This is a genomic window from Acidovorax sp. GBBC 1281 (assembly GCF_028473645.1).
Taxonomy (GTDB): domain Bacteria; phylum Pseudomonadota; class Gammaproteobacteria; order Burkholderiales; family Burkholderiaceae_C; genus Paracidovorax.
Map to the genome: position 1 here is coordinate 4,306,355 of NZ_CP097269.1, position 16,816 is coordinate 4,323,170.

The 16,816-nt window shown below is 62.7% G+C and carries 19 protein-coding genes; 9 read left to right on the forward strand and 10 right to left on the reverse strand.

Features of this window, described 5'->3' with window-relative positions:
- The first annotated feature begins 25 nt into the window (after positions 1 to 25).
- Genes M5C96_RS20165 through M5C96_RS20175 form a run of 3 tightly spaced genes read left to right on the forward strand, consistent with a single transcriptional unit; the run spans position 26 to position 3,344 of the window.
- Complete coding sequence (locus tag M5C96_RS20165) at positions 26 to 1,114, forward strand: IS630 family transposase (RefSeq protein ID WP_272564207.1); 1,089 nt, start codon at positions 26 to 28, stop codon at positions 1,112 to 1,114.
- Positions 1,115 to 1,170: 56 nt separating this feature from the next.
- Positions 1,171 to 2,469 (forward strand): efflux transporter outer membrane subunit, encoded by a 1,299-nt coding sequence (locus M5C96_RS20170; RefSeq protein WP_272569789.1) that lies wholly within the window; start codon positions 1,171 to 1,173, stop codon positions 2,467 to 2,469.
- Positions 2,466 to 3,344: a formylglycine-generating enzyme family protein gene (locus M5C96_RS20175; protein WP_272564933.1), complete on the forward strand. Its 879-nt coding sequence runs from the start codon at positions 2,466 to 2,468 to the stop codon at positions 3,342 to 3,344. The genes M5C96_RS20170 and M5C96_RS20175 overlap by 4 nt, the downstream gene beginning before the upstream one ends.
- Before the next feature lie 374 nt (positions 3,345 to 3,718).
- On the opposite strand, the gene M5C96_RS20180 is transcribed toward M5C96_RS20175, so the two are convergent.
- On the reverse strand, positions 3,719 to 4,258 hold the full coding sequence (locus M5C96_RS20180) for a tyrosine-type recombinase/integrase (protein WP_272564934.1): 540 nt from the start codon (positions 4,256 to 4,258) through the stop codon (positions 3,719 to 3,721).
- 155 nt (positions 4,259 to 4,413) lie between these two features.
- Between M5C96_RS20180 and tnpA the strand changes: the two genes are divergently transcribed.
- The 4 genes from tnpA to M5C96_RS20200 all read left to right on the forward strand — a co-directional run bounded on the left by tnpA (position 4,414) and on the right by M5C96_RS20200 (position 7,386).
- The gene (gene tnpA, locus M5C96_RS20185) at positions 4,414 to 4,815 is read left to right on the forward strand and encodes an IS66-like element accessory protein TnpA (RefSeq protein ID WP_272563682.1); all 402 of its coding nucleotides are present in this window, start codon (positions 4,414 to 4,416) and stop codon (positions 4,813 to 4,815) included.
- A complete protein-coding gene (gene tnpB / locus M5C96_RS20190; RefSeq protein ID WP_272563683.1) occupies positions 4,812 to 5,159 on the forward strand; it encodes an IS66 family insertion sequence element accessory protein TnpB in 348 nt (115 codons plus the stop codon). The genes tnpA and tnpB overlap by 4 nt, the downstream gene beginning before the upstream one ends.
- Before the next feature lie 77 nt (positions 5,160 to 5,236).
- Positions 5,237 to 6,802, forward strand: coding sequence for an IS66 family transposase (gene tnpC, locus M5C96_RS20195; RefSeq protein ID WP_272564826.1), 1,566 nt, complete (start codon positions 5,237 to 5,239; stop codon positions 6,800 to 6,802).
- Between the two features lie 2 nt (positions 6,803 to 6,804).
- Positions 6,805 to 7,386 (forward strand): plasmid pRiA4b ORF-3 family protein, encoded by a 582-nt coding sequence (locus M5C96_RS20200; RefSeq protein ID WP_272563684.1) that lies wholly within the window; start codon positions 6,805 to 6,807, stop codon positions 7,384 to 7,386.
- Positions 7,387 to 7,406: 20 nt separating this feature from the next.
- Here the strand turns inward: M5C96_RS20200 and M5C96_RS20205 are convergent, their stop codons facing one another.
- Both M5C96_RS20205 and M5C96_RS20210 read right to left on the reverse strand, forming a co-directional pair.
- Positions 7,407 to 8,807, reverse strand: coding sequence for a Tn3 family transposase (locus M5C96_RS20205; protein ID WP_272564935.1), 1,401 nt, complete (start codon positions 8,805 to 8,807; stop codon positions 7,407 to 7,409).
- Between the two features lie 81 nt (positions 8,808 to 8,888).
- The gene (locus tag M5C96_RS20210) at positions 8,889 to 9,494 is read right to left on the reverse strand and encodes a hypothetical protein (RefSeq protein WP_272564936.1); all 606 of its coding nucleotides are present in this window, start codon (positions 9,492 to 9,494) and stop codon (positions 8,889 to 8,891) included.
- Positions 9,495 to 9,589: 95 nt separating this feature from the next.
- Between M5C96_RS20210 and M5C96_RS20215 the strand changes: the two genes are divergently transcribed.
- Positions 9,590 to 10,540, forward strand: a complete 951-nt coding sequence (locus tag M5C96_RS20215; RefSeq protein WP_272563652.1) for an IS5 family transposase — start codon at positions 9,590 to 9,592, stop codon at positions 10,538 to 10,540.
- 18 nt (positions 10,541 to 10,558) lie between these two features.
- On the opposite strand, the gene M5C96_RS20220 is transcribed toward M5C96_RS20215, so the two are convergent.
- From M5C96_RS20220 to M5C96_RS20250, 7 genes are all read right to left on the reverse strand, one after another.
- Complete coding sequence (locus M5C96_RS20220; protein WP_272564937.1) at positions 10,559 to 11,941, reverse strand: sensor histidine kinase; 1,383 nt, start codon at positions 11,939 to 11,941, stop codon at positions 10,559 to 10,561.
- On the reverse strand, positions 11,917 to 12,582 hold the full coding sequence (locus M5C96_RS20225; protein ID WP_272564938.1) for a response regulator transcription factor: 666 nt from the start codon (positions 12,580 to 12,582) through the stop codon (positions 11,917 to 11,919). The genes M5C96_RS20220 and M5C96_RS20225 overlap by 25 nt, the downstream gene beginning before the upstream one ends.
- Positions 12,583 to 12,604: 22 nt before the next feature.
- On the reverse strand, positions 12,605 to 13,363 hold the full coding sequence (locus M5C96_RS20230; RefSeq protein WP_272564939.1) for a COG4705 family protein: 759 nt from the start codon (positions 13,361 to 13,363) through the stop codon (positions 12,605 to 12,607).
- Between the two features lie 7 nt (positions 13,364 to 13,370).
- Complete coding sequence (locus M5C96_RS20235; protein ID WP_272564940.1) at positions 13,371 to 13,820, reverse strand: hypothetical protein; 450 nt, start codon at positions 13,818 to 13,820, stop codon at positions 13,371 to 13,373.
- 29 nt (positions 13,821 to 13,849) lie between these two features.
- Positions 13,850 to 14,632 carry a COG4705 family protein gene (locus M5C96_RS20240; protein ID WP_272564941.1) on the reverse strand — a complete coding sequence of 261 codons (783 nt, stop codon included), beginning with the start codon at positions 14,630 to 14,632 and terminating at the stop codon, positions 13,850 to 13,852.
- 69 nt (positions 14,633 to 14,701) lie between these two features.
- The gene (locus tag M5C96_RS20245) at positions 14,702 to 15,298 is read right to left on the reverse strand and encodes an undecaprenyl-diphosphatase (RefSeq protein WP_272564942.1); all 597 of its coding nucleotides are present in this window, start codon (positions 15,296 to 15,298) and stop codon (positions 14,702 to 14,704) included.
- 56 nt (positions 15,299 to 15,354) lie between these two features.
- Positions 15,355 to 15,690 carry a PepSY domain-containing protein gene (locus M5C96_RS20250; protein ID WP_272564943.1) on the reverse strand — a complete coding sequence of 112 codons (336 nt, stop codon included), beginning with the start codon at positions 15,688 to 15,690 and terminating at the stop codon, positions 15,355 to 15,357.
- A 190-nt stretch (positions 15,691 to 15,880) separates the two neighbouring features.
- Here M5C96_RS20250 and M5C96_RS20255 point away from each other — a divergent pair, with 190 nt between their 5' ends.
- A complete protein-coding gene (locus M5C96_RS20255; protein WP_272564944.1) occupies positions 15,881 to 16,618 on the forward strand; it encodes a hypothetical protein in 738 nt (245 codons plus the stop codon).
- The last annotated feature ends 198 nt before the right edge of the window (positions 16,619 to 16,816 follow it).

A 16,816-nucleotide genomic window follows, 5' to 3' on the forward strand; every position in this document is an offset into this window, starting at 1 on the left:
GTTTTTTGCAGCCCGGGAGCACATCATGGCCCGACCGCATGCCGTTGCTATCGAGTTGAGCGAAGCCGACCGAGCTGTGTTGCTCGGTTGGTCACGCCGTCGCAAGACCGCCCAGGCCTTGGCGCTGCGAGCACGCATCGTGCTGGCCTGTGCCGATTCAGCAGCGACCAACACGGCGATTGCCGAAGCCATGGGTTTGAGCCTGATGACGGTGTCGAAGTGGCGTCGGCGCTTTGCCCAGCATGGCATTGCCGGCCTCGACGATGCACCCCGCTCAGGCGCTCCGCGCACGATCCTGGACGAGCAGGTCGAGGCCGTGATCACCACGACGCTGGAGACCGTGCCAGAGAATGCCACCCATTGGTCCACCCGTACGCTCGCCGCTCATCTGGGACTGAGCCAGACCACCATCTCGCGCATCTGGCGTGCCTTTGCATTGGCGCCGCATCGCACCGAAGGCTTCAAGCTCTCCACCGACCCGTACTTCGTCGACAAGGTGCGTGACATCGTGGGGTTGTACTTGCATCCACCCGAGCGCGCTCTGGTGCTGTGCGTGGACGAGAAGCCCTCCATCCAGGCCCACAGTGATACCGCTCCGGCCATACCCATGCAACCGGGCCAGCCGGAGCGCCACACGCATGACTACCTGAGACACGGCACGACAGACCTCTTTGCCGCCCTCGATGTCAAGGCCGGCACGGTCATCGCCGAGGTCCACCGACGTCATCGCAGCGTGGAGTTCCGTCACTTCCTGCAGACCGTCGAACGTGCCACGCCCGCGGAGTTCGAACTGCATCTCGTGCTCGACAATGCCAGCACCCACAAGAGCCCGATCATCCAGCGCTGGCTGCTCAGGCATACGCGTGTGCACCTGCACTTTACGCCCACCTCGGCCTCTTGGATCAACCTGGTGGAATGCTGGTTCTCGATCCTCACGGCGCGTCGGCTCAAGCGCGGGAGATTCCCCTCGACCCGCGCCCTGGAGAACGCCATCCGCGCCTACGTGGCTACCAACAACGTCAATCCCAAGCCCTTCGTCTGGACCAAGACGGCCGATCAAATCCTTCAGTCCGTTGCAGAGTTCTGCATACGAACTTCCGGTTCACACCACTAGTCCAATTGCCCGTGGTGCCGACTGCTGCGGCCTTCAAGGAGGCTGGGGGAGGCTGGGTGCCCTCAGAACCGCAGTCGAGTGTGGACAGCCAGTCCTGGTGGACGCTGTACAACGATCCCGATCTGGAGAGGTTGCAGCAGCTCCTGCTGGCCAATAGTCCGGATATCGCCAGTGCTCTGGCGCGCTACCAACAAGCACAAGCGGCCAGCGACGTTCTGCGTGCCGCCCAGTTGCCGACGGTCAACGCGACTGCAGGTGCGCAGCGCAACCGGCAGTCGGAACGGCGGCCTCTGCGGGTTTTGGGGCCAACCTCGCCCGACGAATACAGCAGCGCGACATTGGGCCTTGAGCTTTCTTACGAATTGGATCTATGGGGTCGCGTACGCCAGCGGGTCGAGGCCGGAGTGGCCGAGGCGACTGCGGCCCAGGCTGATCTGGCTGCCGCGCGCTTGGCTCTACAGGCTCAATTGGCGGATACCTTGATTGCGCTGCGTGGGCAGGATGCTGACGCCGTACTGCTGCGCGAAACAGTTGCCAGTTACGAACGAGCTGCACAACTGATCGGCCATCGGCAAGCCGGAGGCGTTGCGTCAGGCTTGGACCTGTCGCGGGCCCAGGCACAGCTTGAGAGCACCCGTTCGCAGTTGCGGCAGACCCTGGCTCGACGCGCCTTGCTGGAGCACTCGATCGCTGCACTGGTTGGTGAGAGCGCGTCCCGCTTTTCCATCGAGCCAGCAGACATCCAGAACACACTGCCATCGATTCCGCCTGGCATGCCGTCCACGCTACTACAGCGCAGGGCTGACATCGCCGCGGCTCAGCAGCGTGTGATCGCAGCTAATGCCAACGTCGGGGTGGCACGTACCGCCTTCTTTCCATTGCTGACCTTGTCTGCGCAGGGAGGAATGCAAACCAGCGACCTGGGTCGCTTCGTCGAGGCGCCCAACCTGTTCTGGGTCATCGGACCTGCTCTGGTCTCCACCGTATTCGATGGCGGTCGGCGCAAAGCTGACGTGGCCCGCGCCCAGGCGCAGCTCGATGAATCTGGTCAGCGCTACCGCTCCGTGGTGCTCGCAGCATTCCAGCAGGTGGAGGACCAACTGGCCTTGCTGGCGCGCTTCGGCGAGGCCGCCCACGATGAACGGTCAGCTACTCAGGCTGCAGCCCGTGCAGTGGAGCTGGCTACCAACCGCTTTCGGGAAGGGGCTGCGAGTTACCTGGAGGTGACGAGTGCACAGACCGTCTACCTTCAGGCCCGACGCAGTGCACTGGATCTGGATACACGCCAACGCCGAGCTACCGTTCAGCTTGTGCGTGCACTAGGGGGCGGCTGGTCTGCGGCTGAAGCAACATGAACGATGGCCTGATGCTGGCCCATAGCAAAATGGACACATCCGTAAACCTGTGCTCATACGCATGCATGGTTGCGATTGCTGGAGCGTTGCTCTCATCGGGCCAGGCATGGGCGGCTCCGCCCGCCACCACGACGAACGACCTAGGTATGGCTTTTGTCCTCATTCCCGCCGGCAGCTTCATGATGGGTGCCGCAGAGGGCGAACGAGACGCGAGAGATAACGAAAAGCCGCGCCACCAGGTGACGATCCGCAAGCCTTTCTACATTGCAACTCACGAGGTAACCCAAGCCCTGTGGCAAGCAGTGACGGGCCGCAGTCCGTACGACCAGGCAAGATCGAACCCATTCCTGGGACTGCCGGGGATGGAAGCGCGCATACGCCAGCCACAGAACCCTGCAACAGTCTCGTGGAATGACGCGCAATCGTTCATCAGCCAACTCAACCGACGCGAGGGCCACACCCGCTACAGGCTGCCAACCGAAGCGGAATGGGAGTACGCGGCGCGTGCCGGGACTACCACTGCGTACTCATTTGGGGACGATGCTGCGCAGTTAGGTCGCTATGCCTGGTACGGCGAAGACTTTCAAACCGGATCCAGCCACTCCGTGGGCCGCAAGCTGCCCAACCCCTGGGGCCTGTTCGACGTGCACGGAAATGTTTGGGAGTGGGTGCAGGACTGGTATGCACCAAACTACGGCTCCAGCGAGGCGGTTGCCGATCCCCGTGGCCCCGCTGGCGGCGCGAATCGCGTCGTGCGGGGCGGGAGCTGGCATGTCACCGCGGATGGCTGGCGATCCGCTTTCAGGAAACCCTACGCGCCGGACTACCGTGGCATCAGTATCGGGTTCAGGGTCGCGCTAGACCCGGCGCCATGACGAAGGTTAGCGCCATCAATCGCCGCGATGGTTTGCGGGCAGCCCTCGCGCTGGCTGTACCTGGTGTTGCTGCGCAACCGGCTTATGCTACTCCGCCGGGGTCGGGATCAGTCATAGTCGTCTTCATGTCGCGTTCGGGGAATACGCGCGTGATTGCCCAGCAGATCAGACGAGCGCAAAGTGCGTAGCTGTTTGAAAACAGCCACGAAGAGGTGCTCCCGAAGACACTCGAGCTATTGCAAATGGTTGCGGCATCACGTTTGCCCGTGCGAAGGGAGTCAGCGAACAGCCGGTTGTAGTGGCTATGCGCAGCTGCGCATAGCCGCAAGAATCGGCTGCATGCATGCCTCGCGTTTAGAGTGGTCCAGGCGACGTCAGAGGCCGCTCTCGAAGCGCTCCTGCAGTCCGGCGGTCGGGGCATCAAGGTACCTCAACGCCGACTCCATGTCGCGCCATCCAACGTACGCCATCATCTCCTTGATGTCCCATCCACTGGCGCGGGCCCATCCGGCAAATCCGCGCCTCAGCGAATGGCTCGAGTAGCCCTCGGCAGACTCGACGCCGGCGTCATGGAACATCTTGCGCAGCAAGGGGATCAGGCTGGTGGGGTGCATGGGGCGACTGGACATGTGGCCCCACTGGTCGATGCCGGTGTACACCGCGCCTGCCTGGCGGCCGCTGATGGCGATCCATTCCAGGTAGTCGTCCACCGGACACAGCCGGGACAGAGCTGGGCAATGGAACGTGCGGCCCTCCATCGCGCGATCCGTCTTGCTCCTGTCCAGCCTGCATGTCAGGCCTGTTCCGGCAACGGCCGTCACGTTCTCCACTCGCATGTTGACGATCTCATCGGATCGAAACGCGCGCCAGAACCCCAGCAGCACGATGGACCGGTTGCGCGTCAGTTGCAGCAAGGCCGTTTCATCGCCTCGTTCGCGTGCCGCGCGCTGCTCGGCTTGCAGCGTAAGCGTCTTCTCAGTACCCTCTGTTTTTGCTGAGGGCTGATGTGCAGGATCGGTGGTCCATGTACGCTGCGATGGTGTGCATGAAGAACCGCTAATGCACATCAATGAACGATCAAGACACCCCGAGCAAGCGCCGTCGGCGCGAGCACAGCCCGATGTTCAAGCGCGAGCTGGTCGCACGAAGCCTGGTGCCCGGCGCGTCAGTGGCCGCCGTCGCGCTGCAGGCCGGCATCAACTCGAACCTGCTGTTCGCATGGCGCCGGATGCACCTGAGCACGCAAGAGCAGCCCCAGACGCCAGCGCCGCCGCAGCCCTCGCCGATGTTGCTGCCCGTCACCATCGAAGCTGCTCCGGTTGCGCCATGCCCTTCACCCACGGCGGCGGCGCCTCGTCAGCCTGGCGGGACCATCGAGATCGATGTCGGCGGGGCGAGGGTGCGATTGCGCGGTGCAGTCGACGAAGCCAGCGTGCGCCATGTCCTGCAGACGCTCAAGGCGCTGGCGTGATCGGCCTTCCCACGAGCACCCGCGTCTGGATCGTTGCCGGCCACACCGACATGAGGAAGGGCTTCAACGGCCTGTCTGCGATGGTGCAGACGGCGCTGGCGGCCAACCCCTTCTGCGGTCACGTCTTCGTCTTCCGCGGCCGGCGCGGCGACATGCTCAAGGTGCTGTGGTTCGATGGCCAGGGATTGCTTCTGCTGGCCAAGCGCCTGGAGCGCGGCCGATTCGTCTGGCCGCAGGCGCAAGGCGGCAAGGTCTCGCTCACGCCGGCACAGCTCTCGATGCTGCTCGAAGGCATCGACTGGCGCATGCCGATGCGCACAGATCAGCCTGCGCTCGCAGCTTGAACTGGGCTCAAGAATTCGTCTTCTGAACGCGCTGGTCGCGGTCGATTCCGGGTAGGTCCGATGGCATAGTAGATGGCGTGCCGAACACCGCCAACGCACCCCACACCGTCGACTCGCTGCTGCGTGTCGTGCAGGCCCGTGACGCGGAAGTCGCCCTGCTCAAACTGCTCGTCGACAAGCTCAAGGTGCAGTTGCTGCGCCAGGTCCGCGCCCGCTTCGGCGCCTCCAGCGAGCAGTTGGACGATCCGCAGATCGCATTGATCGAAGGTCTGCCGCTGCATGAACTCGCACCGGTCGGCAAGACACCGAAGGCGCAAGCGGCCAACAGCGAAGGCTTCGACCGCAGCCTGCCCACACACCTGCCGCGGGAGAACCATGTGTACCGGCCCGAGACATCGGATGCGCGGCGCGATGCCGCCGGCCAGGCCTGCGGCTGCAGCGCATGTGGTGGTCGGCTGCGGCAGATCGGCCAGGACGTCTCGGAACAACTGGAGTACGTGCCCTCGCGCTTCAAGGTGATCCGCCACGTGCGCCCCAAGCTCGCCTGCATGGCGTGCGAATCGATCTTCCAGGCGCCAGCGCCCAGCCGGCCCATCGCACGCGGCGTGGCCGGCCCCGGGCTGCTGGCCCACGTGCTGGTCGCCAAGTATTGCGACCACCAACCGCTGTACCGCCAGAGCCGGATCTACGCACGCGAGGGCGTCCTGATCGAGCGCTCCACGATGGCTGGCTGGGTCGGCCAGAGCGAGAAGCTCTTGCACCCACTGGTCGCAGCGCTCGGGCGCTACGTGCTGGCGGGCTCCAAGCTCCACGCCGACGACACGCCAGTGGCGGTGCTCTCGCCCGGGCGGGGCAAGACCAAGACCGGGCGGCTCTGGGTCTACGTGCGTGACGATCGGTCATCTGCGAGTGCAGACGCGCCCGCGGCGTGGTTGCGTTACTCGCCCGACCGCAAGGGTGAACATCCTCAGGCGCACCTGAAGAACTTCAAGGGCGTGTTGCAGGCCGATGCGTATGCCGGCTTCGCCAAGCTCTATGCAAACGGCAACGTCATCGAGGCTTCGTGCTGGGCGCATGCGCGCAGACCATTCTGGGATCTGCACGAGAGCCAGGGGCGGGCGCAGGGCTCGGTTGCAGAACAGGCCCTTCGGCGCATCGGTGCGCTGTATGCGATCGAATCCGACATCCGCGGCCGCCCACCGGATGAGCGCTGCCGGGAGCGGCAGGCGCGAGCCGGGCCGTTGCTCGAGGAACTGTTCGCCTGGTTGCGAGGGATGCTCGGGCAGGTGTGTGCCAAGTCGGAACTCGCACGCGCCATCGGCTACACGCTCACACGGCTCCGGTCGTTGACGCGCTACCGTGACGACGGTCGCATCGAGATCGACAACAACGCCGCCGAGCGCGCGCTGCGCGGCGTGAGCCTGGGCCGCAAGAACTTCATGTTCATGGGCTCGGACGCTGGGGGCGAGCGCGCCGCGGCCATCTACAGCCTGGTGGAGACGGCCAAGCTGAACGGGCTCGACCCCGAGGCTTACCTGCGCGATGTGCTCGGGCGCATTGCGGACCATCCGATCAATCGCATCGACGAGTTGCTGCCGTGGAACATCGGCCGACACGCCGAAGACCAACGACAAGCAGCTTGAGCATGGCGAGCAAGGTCCAACGGATCAAGGCACCAGCGGCGATCCTGCAACTGCACATTGAATTGCGCGGCACCAAGCCCAAGGTCTGGCGCCGCGTCCTGGTGCCAGAGACGATCACCCTGGCCAAGCTGCATCTTGTGGTCCAGGCTGCCTTCGGCTGGGGCCACTCGCATCTGCACGAGTTCATCGCTGGCGACGGCGAGCGCTATGGCACGCCAGACCCGATGCACGACGAGCCTGGCTCGATCACCAGCGAAAGCACGCGACTGACCACTGCCCTGAACCGGTCGACGCTGAGCTACGTCTACGACTTCGGGGACTACTGGGACCACCGCATCAAGGTCGAGAAGAAGATCGCACCGATGCCGCAGTTCGTGCTCCCGTTCTGTGCCGGCGGTGCCTGTGCAACGCCGCCGGAGGATTGCGGAGGCGCACCGGGCTATGCGGAGTTCGTGCGGGCCATGGCGAACCCTGACGATCCCGAGCACGACAACCTGGTCGAATGGATCGGTGCCGATACCTGGGACCCGTTGGCCTTCGACAGCATCGAGATCAACGACCGGCTCGCCGCGATCAAGGTCTGAGCGACGATGTCTCGGACGAACTACATCAAGGCCCTGATCGAGGACGGCGGCGACATCACGATCGGTGCGCTGCCACCGCACGAGTGCGTCGCCACGGCCGCCGATGGCAGCAACTGCCTGGCCATGCTCGTGCGTCGCGACGGTGAGAGCGACCTGCTGTAGTTCTTCCGTCGATCCCGCGTCAAGAGGGGGGCTGAGACGGCGCTTACGGCATACCGGGCCACGCTGAAGCTCATGGTGCCCCGAAAGTTGATGTGCCCGAAGTGCACCGGGCCGATCCGGCGCAGGATGCTGTCGTCAATGCGCTGCCCGCTGGACTTCAGGCGATCCACGGTTTCCTGCAGTTTCATCGTGTTCCAGCCGATCACGACGTTCTTCAAAAGCGCGTGCGATCCCGAAATCGACTTGAGCTCATCACGCCGGCGGCCTCGTTCGGCGGTGATTCGACCGTAGTAGATGGCCCGCTGAAGAAGGTGCACCGACTCACCGCGGTTGAGCAAGGTGTGGATTTCCCGGCGGAAGACGTCGTTGGTGAAGTAGTCGCAAAGGAACACCGATCGCAGCAGTCGGCCGTACTGGTCCAGGCAGCGGCGAACGTCATCCCCAGCAGCTGCGCTCCCGTGGCGAGCCAGCGCCCACGCCACACTCACGCGGCCGGACTTGATCGAGGCAATGAGGCGCATGGTCTGGTCCCAGCCTTCCCGAATGGCTTTCTCGGTAATGGCCGGTATGGCGACTTTTTCGAGGGCCTCCGACACCTTGAGCGAGCGGGGCGTCCAGATCTTGCAGTCGGGCAGCCCCGCCAACTGGGGACACAAGTCGAACTTCAGCAGCTTGGCCACGCTCATGCCGGAATAGGTGTAGCCATGGGTGTCCACCGCCAAGAGGTCGACCTTGATGCGGTCCTCGCTGTTCGAGTTGTAGGCTTCGATTCCATGCACCGCCGGCGCGTCCTGGCGCGTCATCAGCACTATGGGCTGGTCAAAGATGACCGGGTAGCTGCCCAGGACGTGGGTGTATATGCCTGCCGCCGCGGTCTTGCGACGGGGATCAGTGCGGGCAATGGACAGATGGCGCGTGGCATCGAGCGCCATCATGTCGGAGGAGGCTTTCTTCCCATCACTCCACAGCTTGACGATCGGAAACCGCTGCTGGAACGCCACTACGCTGTCGTTGGCTGCGCGCAGCCGGCCGGGCGCCTCGAGCATGCGCATGGCCGCCGTAACCCGGCTGACAGGCACGCCAGGAATCATGGCGGCGGCCGCCTTGGCGTCTATCTCTGTGCCGTGCGCGAGCAAGCCTGCATACAACGCGATGAGTTCTTCATCGTCTTCCGGCTGTCGGCCCAGCAACATGGTGCTGATCTGTGTCCGACTGTCGATCTCCAAAATGACATCCGGCAGCTGCGTTGCGCCAATCATGTCGCTCAGACGCTGGTTGGTGTGCCGAAGCTCCGGATCCTCCTCGGCAGCCCGGATCGCCGGTATTCGAACGCACCCAGCTTAATCGATCTCAAGCAGGCCTTTCTCAAGCCCGACCTCCACATCGGCAAGGCCGGTACGCAGCAGCTCGTACTGGAGGCCAAGCGCCTTTCTTGGATCCAGTTCCAGGCCATAGGCTTCGCAGAGAGCAGCCTTGTCGCGTTCCCATTCGTCCTGCGGTATGAGCAAACTCGCCTTGCTCTGATAGGTTGCGCTGTGGTTCACATACAAACTTCCGCCTCGCAGCCCTTTGCTGATGCGCATCAACGCACAACCTTCGAAGGCCCTGAGGGCGGCCTTTCGATCTGGCACCTCGAGCAGTGGGCGCCATTTCGGCTCGACCAGCGAAATGTCGAAGTCAACCGGCAGCTCCTTGGCGCCTGTAGCGCGAAGTGCTTGCAATGCCGAAACCAGCTTGCCGTCGGCGCGCTCAGGATCTCCCCGCAGGTCCAGGCAGGCTATGCCGTCTAGGACCGTGCGAACGCGTGCGCTCTGCTCGGTCAAGGTTTCCCTGACAACCTCAGCATGGCTGACGGGCGGACGGCCCAGCATGTCATTGGCCAGCGCCTTGATGGCTGCCAGCCGTTCCTGGGCATCGCGCGCGCTGTCCGCAGCTATGTCCCGCATCGACTCGATGGAATGGCGGTACTCGATTGCACGCTGCGCCTGTCTGACCGGCTTTGTTGCACAAATCGCGATGCTGATGCCCGTAGACTGACTGCGTGACAGAGACGAAGAACAGGCAGCGGAGCAAGTACCGCACGACGAACTGGAAGGCGTACAACGCGGCGCTGAAAGCGCGAGGCTCGTTGACGATGTGGCTAGATGAGGGCATGCAGTGGTTTGGCACGCCGACCGGCAGGCGTGGACGCAGCCGAACCTTCTCGGACGCAGCAATCCAGTTCTGCCTGAGCATCAAGTGCCTGTTCGGCCAGCCCTTGCGACAGGCGCTGGGCATGGTGCAGAGCCTGCTGCGGCTGGCAAAGCTGGACTGGCCGGTACCTGACTTCAGCACTGTTTGCCGGCGCCAAAAGACCTTGCAGGTCGAACTGAGCTACCAGCGAACCAACTCGCCGCTGCAGTTGCTGGTGGACAGCACCGGCATCAAGTTCCTGGGCGAAGGAGAGTGGAAACGCAAGAAGCATGGTGCTGAATACCGGCGCGAATGGCGCAAGGTCCATCTGGGCATCGACGCGCAGACGCTGGAAATACGCGCCATCGAGGTGACCAGCAACGCCATTGGGGATGCGCCGATGTTGCCCGGGTTGCTGGCTCAGATTCCCACTGACGAATCCATCGAAAGCGTCAGTGCCGATGGCGCCTACGACACGCGCGCCTGCCTGGACGCCATTGCCGAGCGGCACGCGATGGCGGTGATCCCGCCCCGCAAGAACGCCAGCCATTGGAAGAAGTCGAGTCCGGGCTCGGCGCATCGTAATGAGGCCATTCGGGCGTGCCAGCGCCTGGGTCGCGGCATTTGGAAGAAGTGGAGCGGCTACCACCGGCGCAGCCTTGTGGAGACGAAGATGCACTGCTTCAAGCGACTGGGCGAACGGGTGATCGCGCGCACGTTCGACCGCCAGGTTGTGGAGCTGCATGTCCGCGTGGCCTTGCTCAATCGGTTCAGTCAGATCGGCCGTCCTCACACCGTGTCGGTGACTGCTGTGGCATAGGTCCGTCTGGGGTTAGGGTCATGCCGTCTGCAATTCGATTTGTGCAACAGCGCCCATGGGAACGATAACGACAACGTTTAAGCCGGTCTGCTGAATTTCATTCACGAAATCGAGGCTGATTTCAGCACCAATGCGATGGGCAATCGTCTGGACGATGGACAGCCCCAGGCCCGAGCCGATCTGCTCGCTCCCCAGCGTGCGGTAGAAGGGATCAAACACCCGTTCCCGTTCAGCCAACGGAATGCCAGGCCCACTGTCCTGAATACGTAGTACGGCCATCCCTTCCGAGACACCCACAGAGAGATCAACACGCCCTCCCTCCGGCGTGTAGCGGATGGCGTTATCGACTAGGTTCTTGATCACAGCGATCATGTTCAGCTCGCTTGCCCACACTTCGGCGTCCAGCGTGCCTTCGACACCGATGTCGATGTGCTTGGCCTCGGCCAGCGGCATGAGGTCTTCCAGCACGCGGCGGTAGATGCTCTGGACAGATACCGGCGACTTCGGCAGGTCGGTGGCCGACTGCGCCTTAGCCAAGGTCAAAAGTTGATCGAGCAGGCTGCGGCCGCGCTCGATCCCTTGGCGCAAAACCGTCAGCCGTTCGCGTGCCACGCTGGACATTTCCGCTTCCGCGAGCCGTTCTGCTTGCAGCGACATGGCGGTCAGCGGCGAGCGTAGCTCGTGCGCGGCATCCGCCACAAAGCGGCGCTGAGATTCCATCGACTGGCCGACACGAGCGAGCAGGCGATTGATCGCCACGGCAAACGGACGTACCTCGACCGGAAGGTGGCGGTCTTCGACGGGATGCAGTTCCTGCTCTGCCCGCTGGTCTATTTCTTTGGACAGCGCCGCGATGGGCTGAAACATCTTGCGCACAAGGTCAGCAACGATCAACAGCAGCACCGGCACGAGAATCAGGAAAGGCATCACCGTGCGCAGTGCCCCGTCGCGGGCAATCTCATTGCGGAAGCCGGACTCCTGAGCCACAGCGACGCGTTCGCCGCTCGCCGTGGTCTTGACCAGCACGCGAAACGTCTCGCCACCAACTTCCAGCGTGTGCAATCCATCCGACAAAGTCGCCGGGAGCGGGAGCACGCCGCCTGCATCCACGCCTACCGCATAGGGACTGACCTCACCCAAGCGCTGGACGATCACCCGCGATTCTTCATCGGCATCTTTGAGACGAGTATCAGTGTTCGGCACGGCAGGCGACAGGCGCTGATGATCCATGAGCTGCGCCACCTGGCGCAGTACGTCGTCTTGTAACTCGTGAGCTTCATCGAAGGCGGACAGAAACGAGAAGATGCCCGCCACGATGGCCACCACGAGGATGGCTAGCGAGAGTGTGAAAGACAGTTTGAGCTGAACCGATTCGTTCAAGCGCTTTTTGAGACCATCCATCCGCACCCCCTGACGTTCTTGATGACCTCGCCACCGAGCTTGCGCCGCAGTGCGTGGATCAGATATTCGACGGCATTGCTTTCGACCTCTTCGCCCCAGCCATAGATGCGATCCTCGAGTTCGCTGCGCGAAAGGATGGCACCGGGCCGAACCAGCAAGGCTTGCAGTAGTGAGAACTCGCGGTTGGACAGTTGCACTTGGGGGCCATCATTGGCACAAGCCTCTTTGGTGGCCGGGTCGAGCGTCACCACGCCGTTGCTGAGCACGGGTGCTGCCGTGCCACCTTTGCGGCGCAGAACAGCGCGCATCCGGGCCAGCAGTTCCGCCATCTGAAAGGGCTTAGACACATAGTCGTCGGCCCCGCCATCCAGGCCGCGCAGACGGTCATCCAGGCCGTCACGCGCCGTGATGATGAGCAGGGGAATCGGGTTGTCTCTAGCACGGATGCTGGCCAGGACTTCCAGCCCATCTTGGCCGGGCAGACCGAGGTCGAGTAGCACCAGGTCGTAGTGCTGGCAGCCCAGCGTGGTGAGCGCGGTCTGCCCGTCCTTCACCCAGTCAGCGGCGTAGGACGCATCCTTCAATGCGCCCTGGATCGCGTCACCGATCATGGGATCGTCTTCGACCAGCAATACCCGCATTCCCCCTCCGTTCAATCGTCGTTCAATGTGCCGTTCTGGCGGCCCGTTGCCGGAACAGCAGGATCGCAGTCAGCATGAAGGCCAACAGTGCGGCCGATGCTGAATAGCGGCTCAACGCCAGACCACCCGCGCTCAGCGGCTTGTCCAGAAAGTCCCCGACCACGGCACCTAGCGGGCGAGTCAGGATGAACGCCGCCCAGAACAGCAGCGTGCGGGACACGCCCGTCCAGTAGTAGGCCACCACGACCAGCGCGAGCAGGCCGCCGAACACGACGGCTGCACCCGTGTATCCCAAACCCGCCGTATCAGCCGTCCAGTCGCCCAACGCGGTGCCCAGCGTCTGGGAGAACATGATCGTCAGCCAGTAGAAGGCTTCTGCCTTGGGCGAGCTGACCGTGCTCACCGACACGGAGCCGAGGGTGCGATGCCAGACGAAGAGCGAGCCGAGCAGCAAGACCAGCAGCAAACTCGAACCGCCAGCGTACCCGATACCGAGCGAGCGATCCGCAAAATCGGCCAGCGTCGTGCCGACCGTGGTCGTGGCGATGATGGTGGTCCAGTACAGCAAGGGATGGAAGCCTTTGGCCTTGACCTGCGCGACCACGGCAGCCAGGAAGATCGCCGCGAAGATGGCCGTGCCGACTAGGTAGCCCAGATTCATGGACATCGAGACCGCATCGCCGCCGGTTTCGCCGAGCGTCGTGGCGGCAATCTTGATGAGCCAGAAGCCCAGCGTGACTTCGGGCACCTTGGCCAGTGCGTGTTCAGTGGATGTTTTCATGGCGCGCTCACTTTCCTTCGAGCGTGTTGAAGGTTTTTAGAAGGGCATCCATCGCTGCCTTGCTATCAGCTTGGCTTGGCGTGTCGGCACGAAGCGCCGCAAGCGACTTGTCGATGGCCTTGTCGAGCACATGCCAGTCATCGGCTGCCCGTGGTTTCAAGCCAGCCTCAGCCGAGTCCCATGCGACTTCCAAGTCCTTGATGCGTGCCTTGGCTGCGGGCAGGTCGCCCTTGTCAACGATGGCGGCGACATCGGTGGCGATGCTGCGGAAGGCCGACAGGTCACCCAGTTGGGAGGCAGTTTTGCCTTGTGAGGCCGAGACAGTCTGGGCCGGTGTAGTTGATGCTGTGCTTACGTTGTTCTGGTCGGCAGATTTGGAACAACCAGCCGCGAGAGCCAAGAGCACGGTGGCCGAAATGGCGGCAACAGGGCGAGCGATTGAGGGCTGTATGAACATGTTTTTCTCCTTGTGTAGAGCGAAGAGGGTTATTCGACGATCTGGGCCGAACGGCGTCCATTCATGCCGATCTGCGCGACGGCCACCAGCATGACGATCACCGTGAGGAACAAGACGCTTGTCCACATGGCACCCATGCCAAGGCCGCCATAGGTCTTGGCCTGTGTCAGCAAGTCGCCAAGCGCCGCCCCAAAGGGGCGGGTCAAGATGTAGGCGATCCAGAAGGTCAGAACGGCGTTGCCGCCCATGCGCCAGGCGGCATAGGTGATGCCAATCAGTGCGCCAAATGCCAAGGCACCCCAGGTAAAGCCCAGACCCAATGCCTCGGTCGCCAGGTCGCCAGTAGCCGTGCCCAGCGCAAACGTGCATAGGATGGCAGCCCAATAGAACAGCTCCCGGCTGCGCGTTACGATGTCGTGGATGGACAGGGTGCGCTCGACCCGATACCAGACGAAGAAGATTGTGGCGAGCGCAACTGCGAACGCCGAGGTGCTGATGTACAGGCTGACACCAAGGCCATCGGTCAGCAGATCGGTGATCTGGGTGCCGACCACGCTGACTAGTACCACCGTCAGCCAGTAAATCCAAGGGGTATAGCGGCGGGTACGCAACTGCATGAACAAGGCGGCTGCCAATAGCGCCGCCATGACGGTTCGAGTCACGCCTTGGCCCCAACCTGCGTTGACCGCCAGGAAATCGGCTCCCGTCTCACCCACCGTGGTGGACATGATCTTGATGATCCAGAACGACAGCGCGACTTCCGGGACCTTATTGAGCCAACCTGTGGCGCTGATCGTGGGCAATTTGTTCATGGTGTTCTCCTGCCGAGGTGAAATGGTTTGCAAGCAGTTTGAACGGGCTGACTTAGCCCGCCCATAGGCTCACTCGCGCACCCATCCGAGCGCGATCAACCTGCCGAAGAGCCAGCGATGGATGCCGGTGGCGAGTTGGTAGCTCGGCTTCAGATAGCAGCGCGCTTCACGCAACATCAGCCAGGCACAGAGCGCAGCAACGGCGATGGCTCCGAGCATGTCGAATGGGAAATGCACTCCAAGGTAGATGCGCGCCCAGGCGATGGGGACGCCCAAAAAAGCCAAAGCCAAGCCTGCAATTCGTGGGCCTCGTTGCAGCACGAGGCTGAAGGCAACTGCCCACCACAGCGTCAGGTGATCGCTCGGGAATGACAAGTCGGCAACATGAGGGATGAGAGTGTGGCCCAGGCCAATCATGAATGGCCGGGGATGGAACCAGGCCAAGCCGATGACCTGGTCGATGAACAAGCCCAGCAATGCCGATGCGGTTGCGATGAGCATGGCCTTGCGGGTGCCTCCGCTGCCACGCAGCCAGCCGATGCCGATCAGGATCGGGATGGCCCAGATGAGCCATTCCGCAAAGAAGGTGACCAGCGTCACCATCAGAGCATTCGGGTGTTCAGGCGCGTTGAGCCATAGGAAGAATGTTTGGTTGAGATGTTCCATGAAGTCTCCTGGCCGGATTGCCTCCGATGGAAACGATCCGGCCATACTGTCGGGAGTCAATCCCGCTTGTCGTGGTCGTCATCGTGATCCGCCTTGTCCTCGGCAGACGACATGACCGTGCCCTTGTCGGCATCGACCCGGACATCAAAGACCTTGGCCCCACTGACGACCTCCACGTCATAGACCCAGCCTTGCTTCGAGTTCTCGTACTCGGCACGTGACGCCTTGCCATTGGCGTGCTGCTCGGCGACGGTGACCGCCTGTGTGAGGGGAATCTTTGCCTTGCTGATTGCCAGGGCGTCGTTTTCCATACCGCCATTGGCGGCGTAGGCGACCGCGCCGCTTGCAGCGATGGCAACGGCCAGAAGGGAAAGTTTGGTGTAGCGGTACATGATGCTTCTCCAGACGAGTGCAGGGATTTGCACAGTGGAGAAGGTACGCAGGCAGACTTAGCTCGTACTGAGCCGGGCCATCGCCCCTTGGATGACGGGCAACGGCTTAGCGTGCTTTATTTTCCGAATTCTGAGGCGACCCCAATAAGGGCGTCCTTCTCGATCCTCTTAAAAGGGCAGACAAAGCTCCATGAAAATCACGCGACTTGCGGCGGCGGCCGCCCTGGTGACCTGTGCGGTGGCATCACACGCGGCACACGTTGCCTTCATGTACGAGAACGGACCGAACGTGGAGGTGACCGGCAGCGGCCCGGTGAACACAACAGCGCTAACTGTTGCTGGGCCTGTCTTCGGTTTCTCGTCGCAGATGCGGCCTGCAGTGGGTTCTGTTGCCTACGGTACAACGGTCAATGCTGACAGATTTACAGGCTTTACTGGGCCCGCCTCGTATGGATCAAGGACTCTTGTTTTTGCCTCCAGCTCGTCTGGCCAGCGTGTGGCTCTCAGCGGCACTTCAGGCTTCTTGTTTGTTCCGCAGGGCTACGTTTCGGGCTCTCCCCTTTCCGGTGGTGCTGTTTGGAACGCGACCACCCTGGCAGGTCTTGGCGCGACGCCTGGCACGTATGTGTGGACCTGGGGCACAGGCCTGAACGCTGACTCGTTCACTCTGCGGGTGTCGCTCGCACCAGCGCCCTATGTCACAGCAACCCAGACCGTCGCAGGCGCGTTCATCCCAGGCAGTACAGCCACCTACACACTGGTGCTCACAAACAGCGGGCCTGCCGCGCTGGCTAACAACCCTGGCAATGAGTTCACAAACGTATTGCCCGCCGGGGTGACGCTAGTAAGTGCCACCGCCTCCAGCGGCACTGCCGTGGCTAACCGAAACGCAGCAGCCATGAATCAAGGAAGACGATCGAGGAGTTGACGAGGTCGAGGGTGGGCGCCGGTGGTCACAGAGATGGTGATCGCGGCGGAAGTGCTGGCGAAATCGATGCGGCAGCTGTCGCCGGCGCTGGGGCGATGGCTGAGGGCAGCGCGCAGTCTGAGAGATCGAGATCCAACTCGGTTGTCTGGGGAAAACGGCGGGCCTGATAACGGATCCGACATAGGCGGTGTTACGACG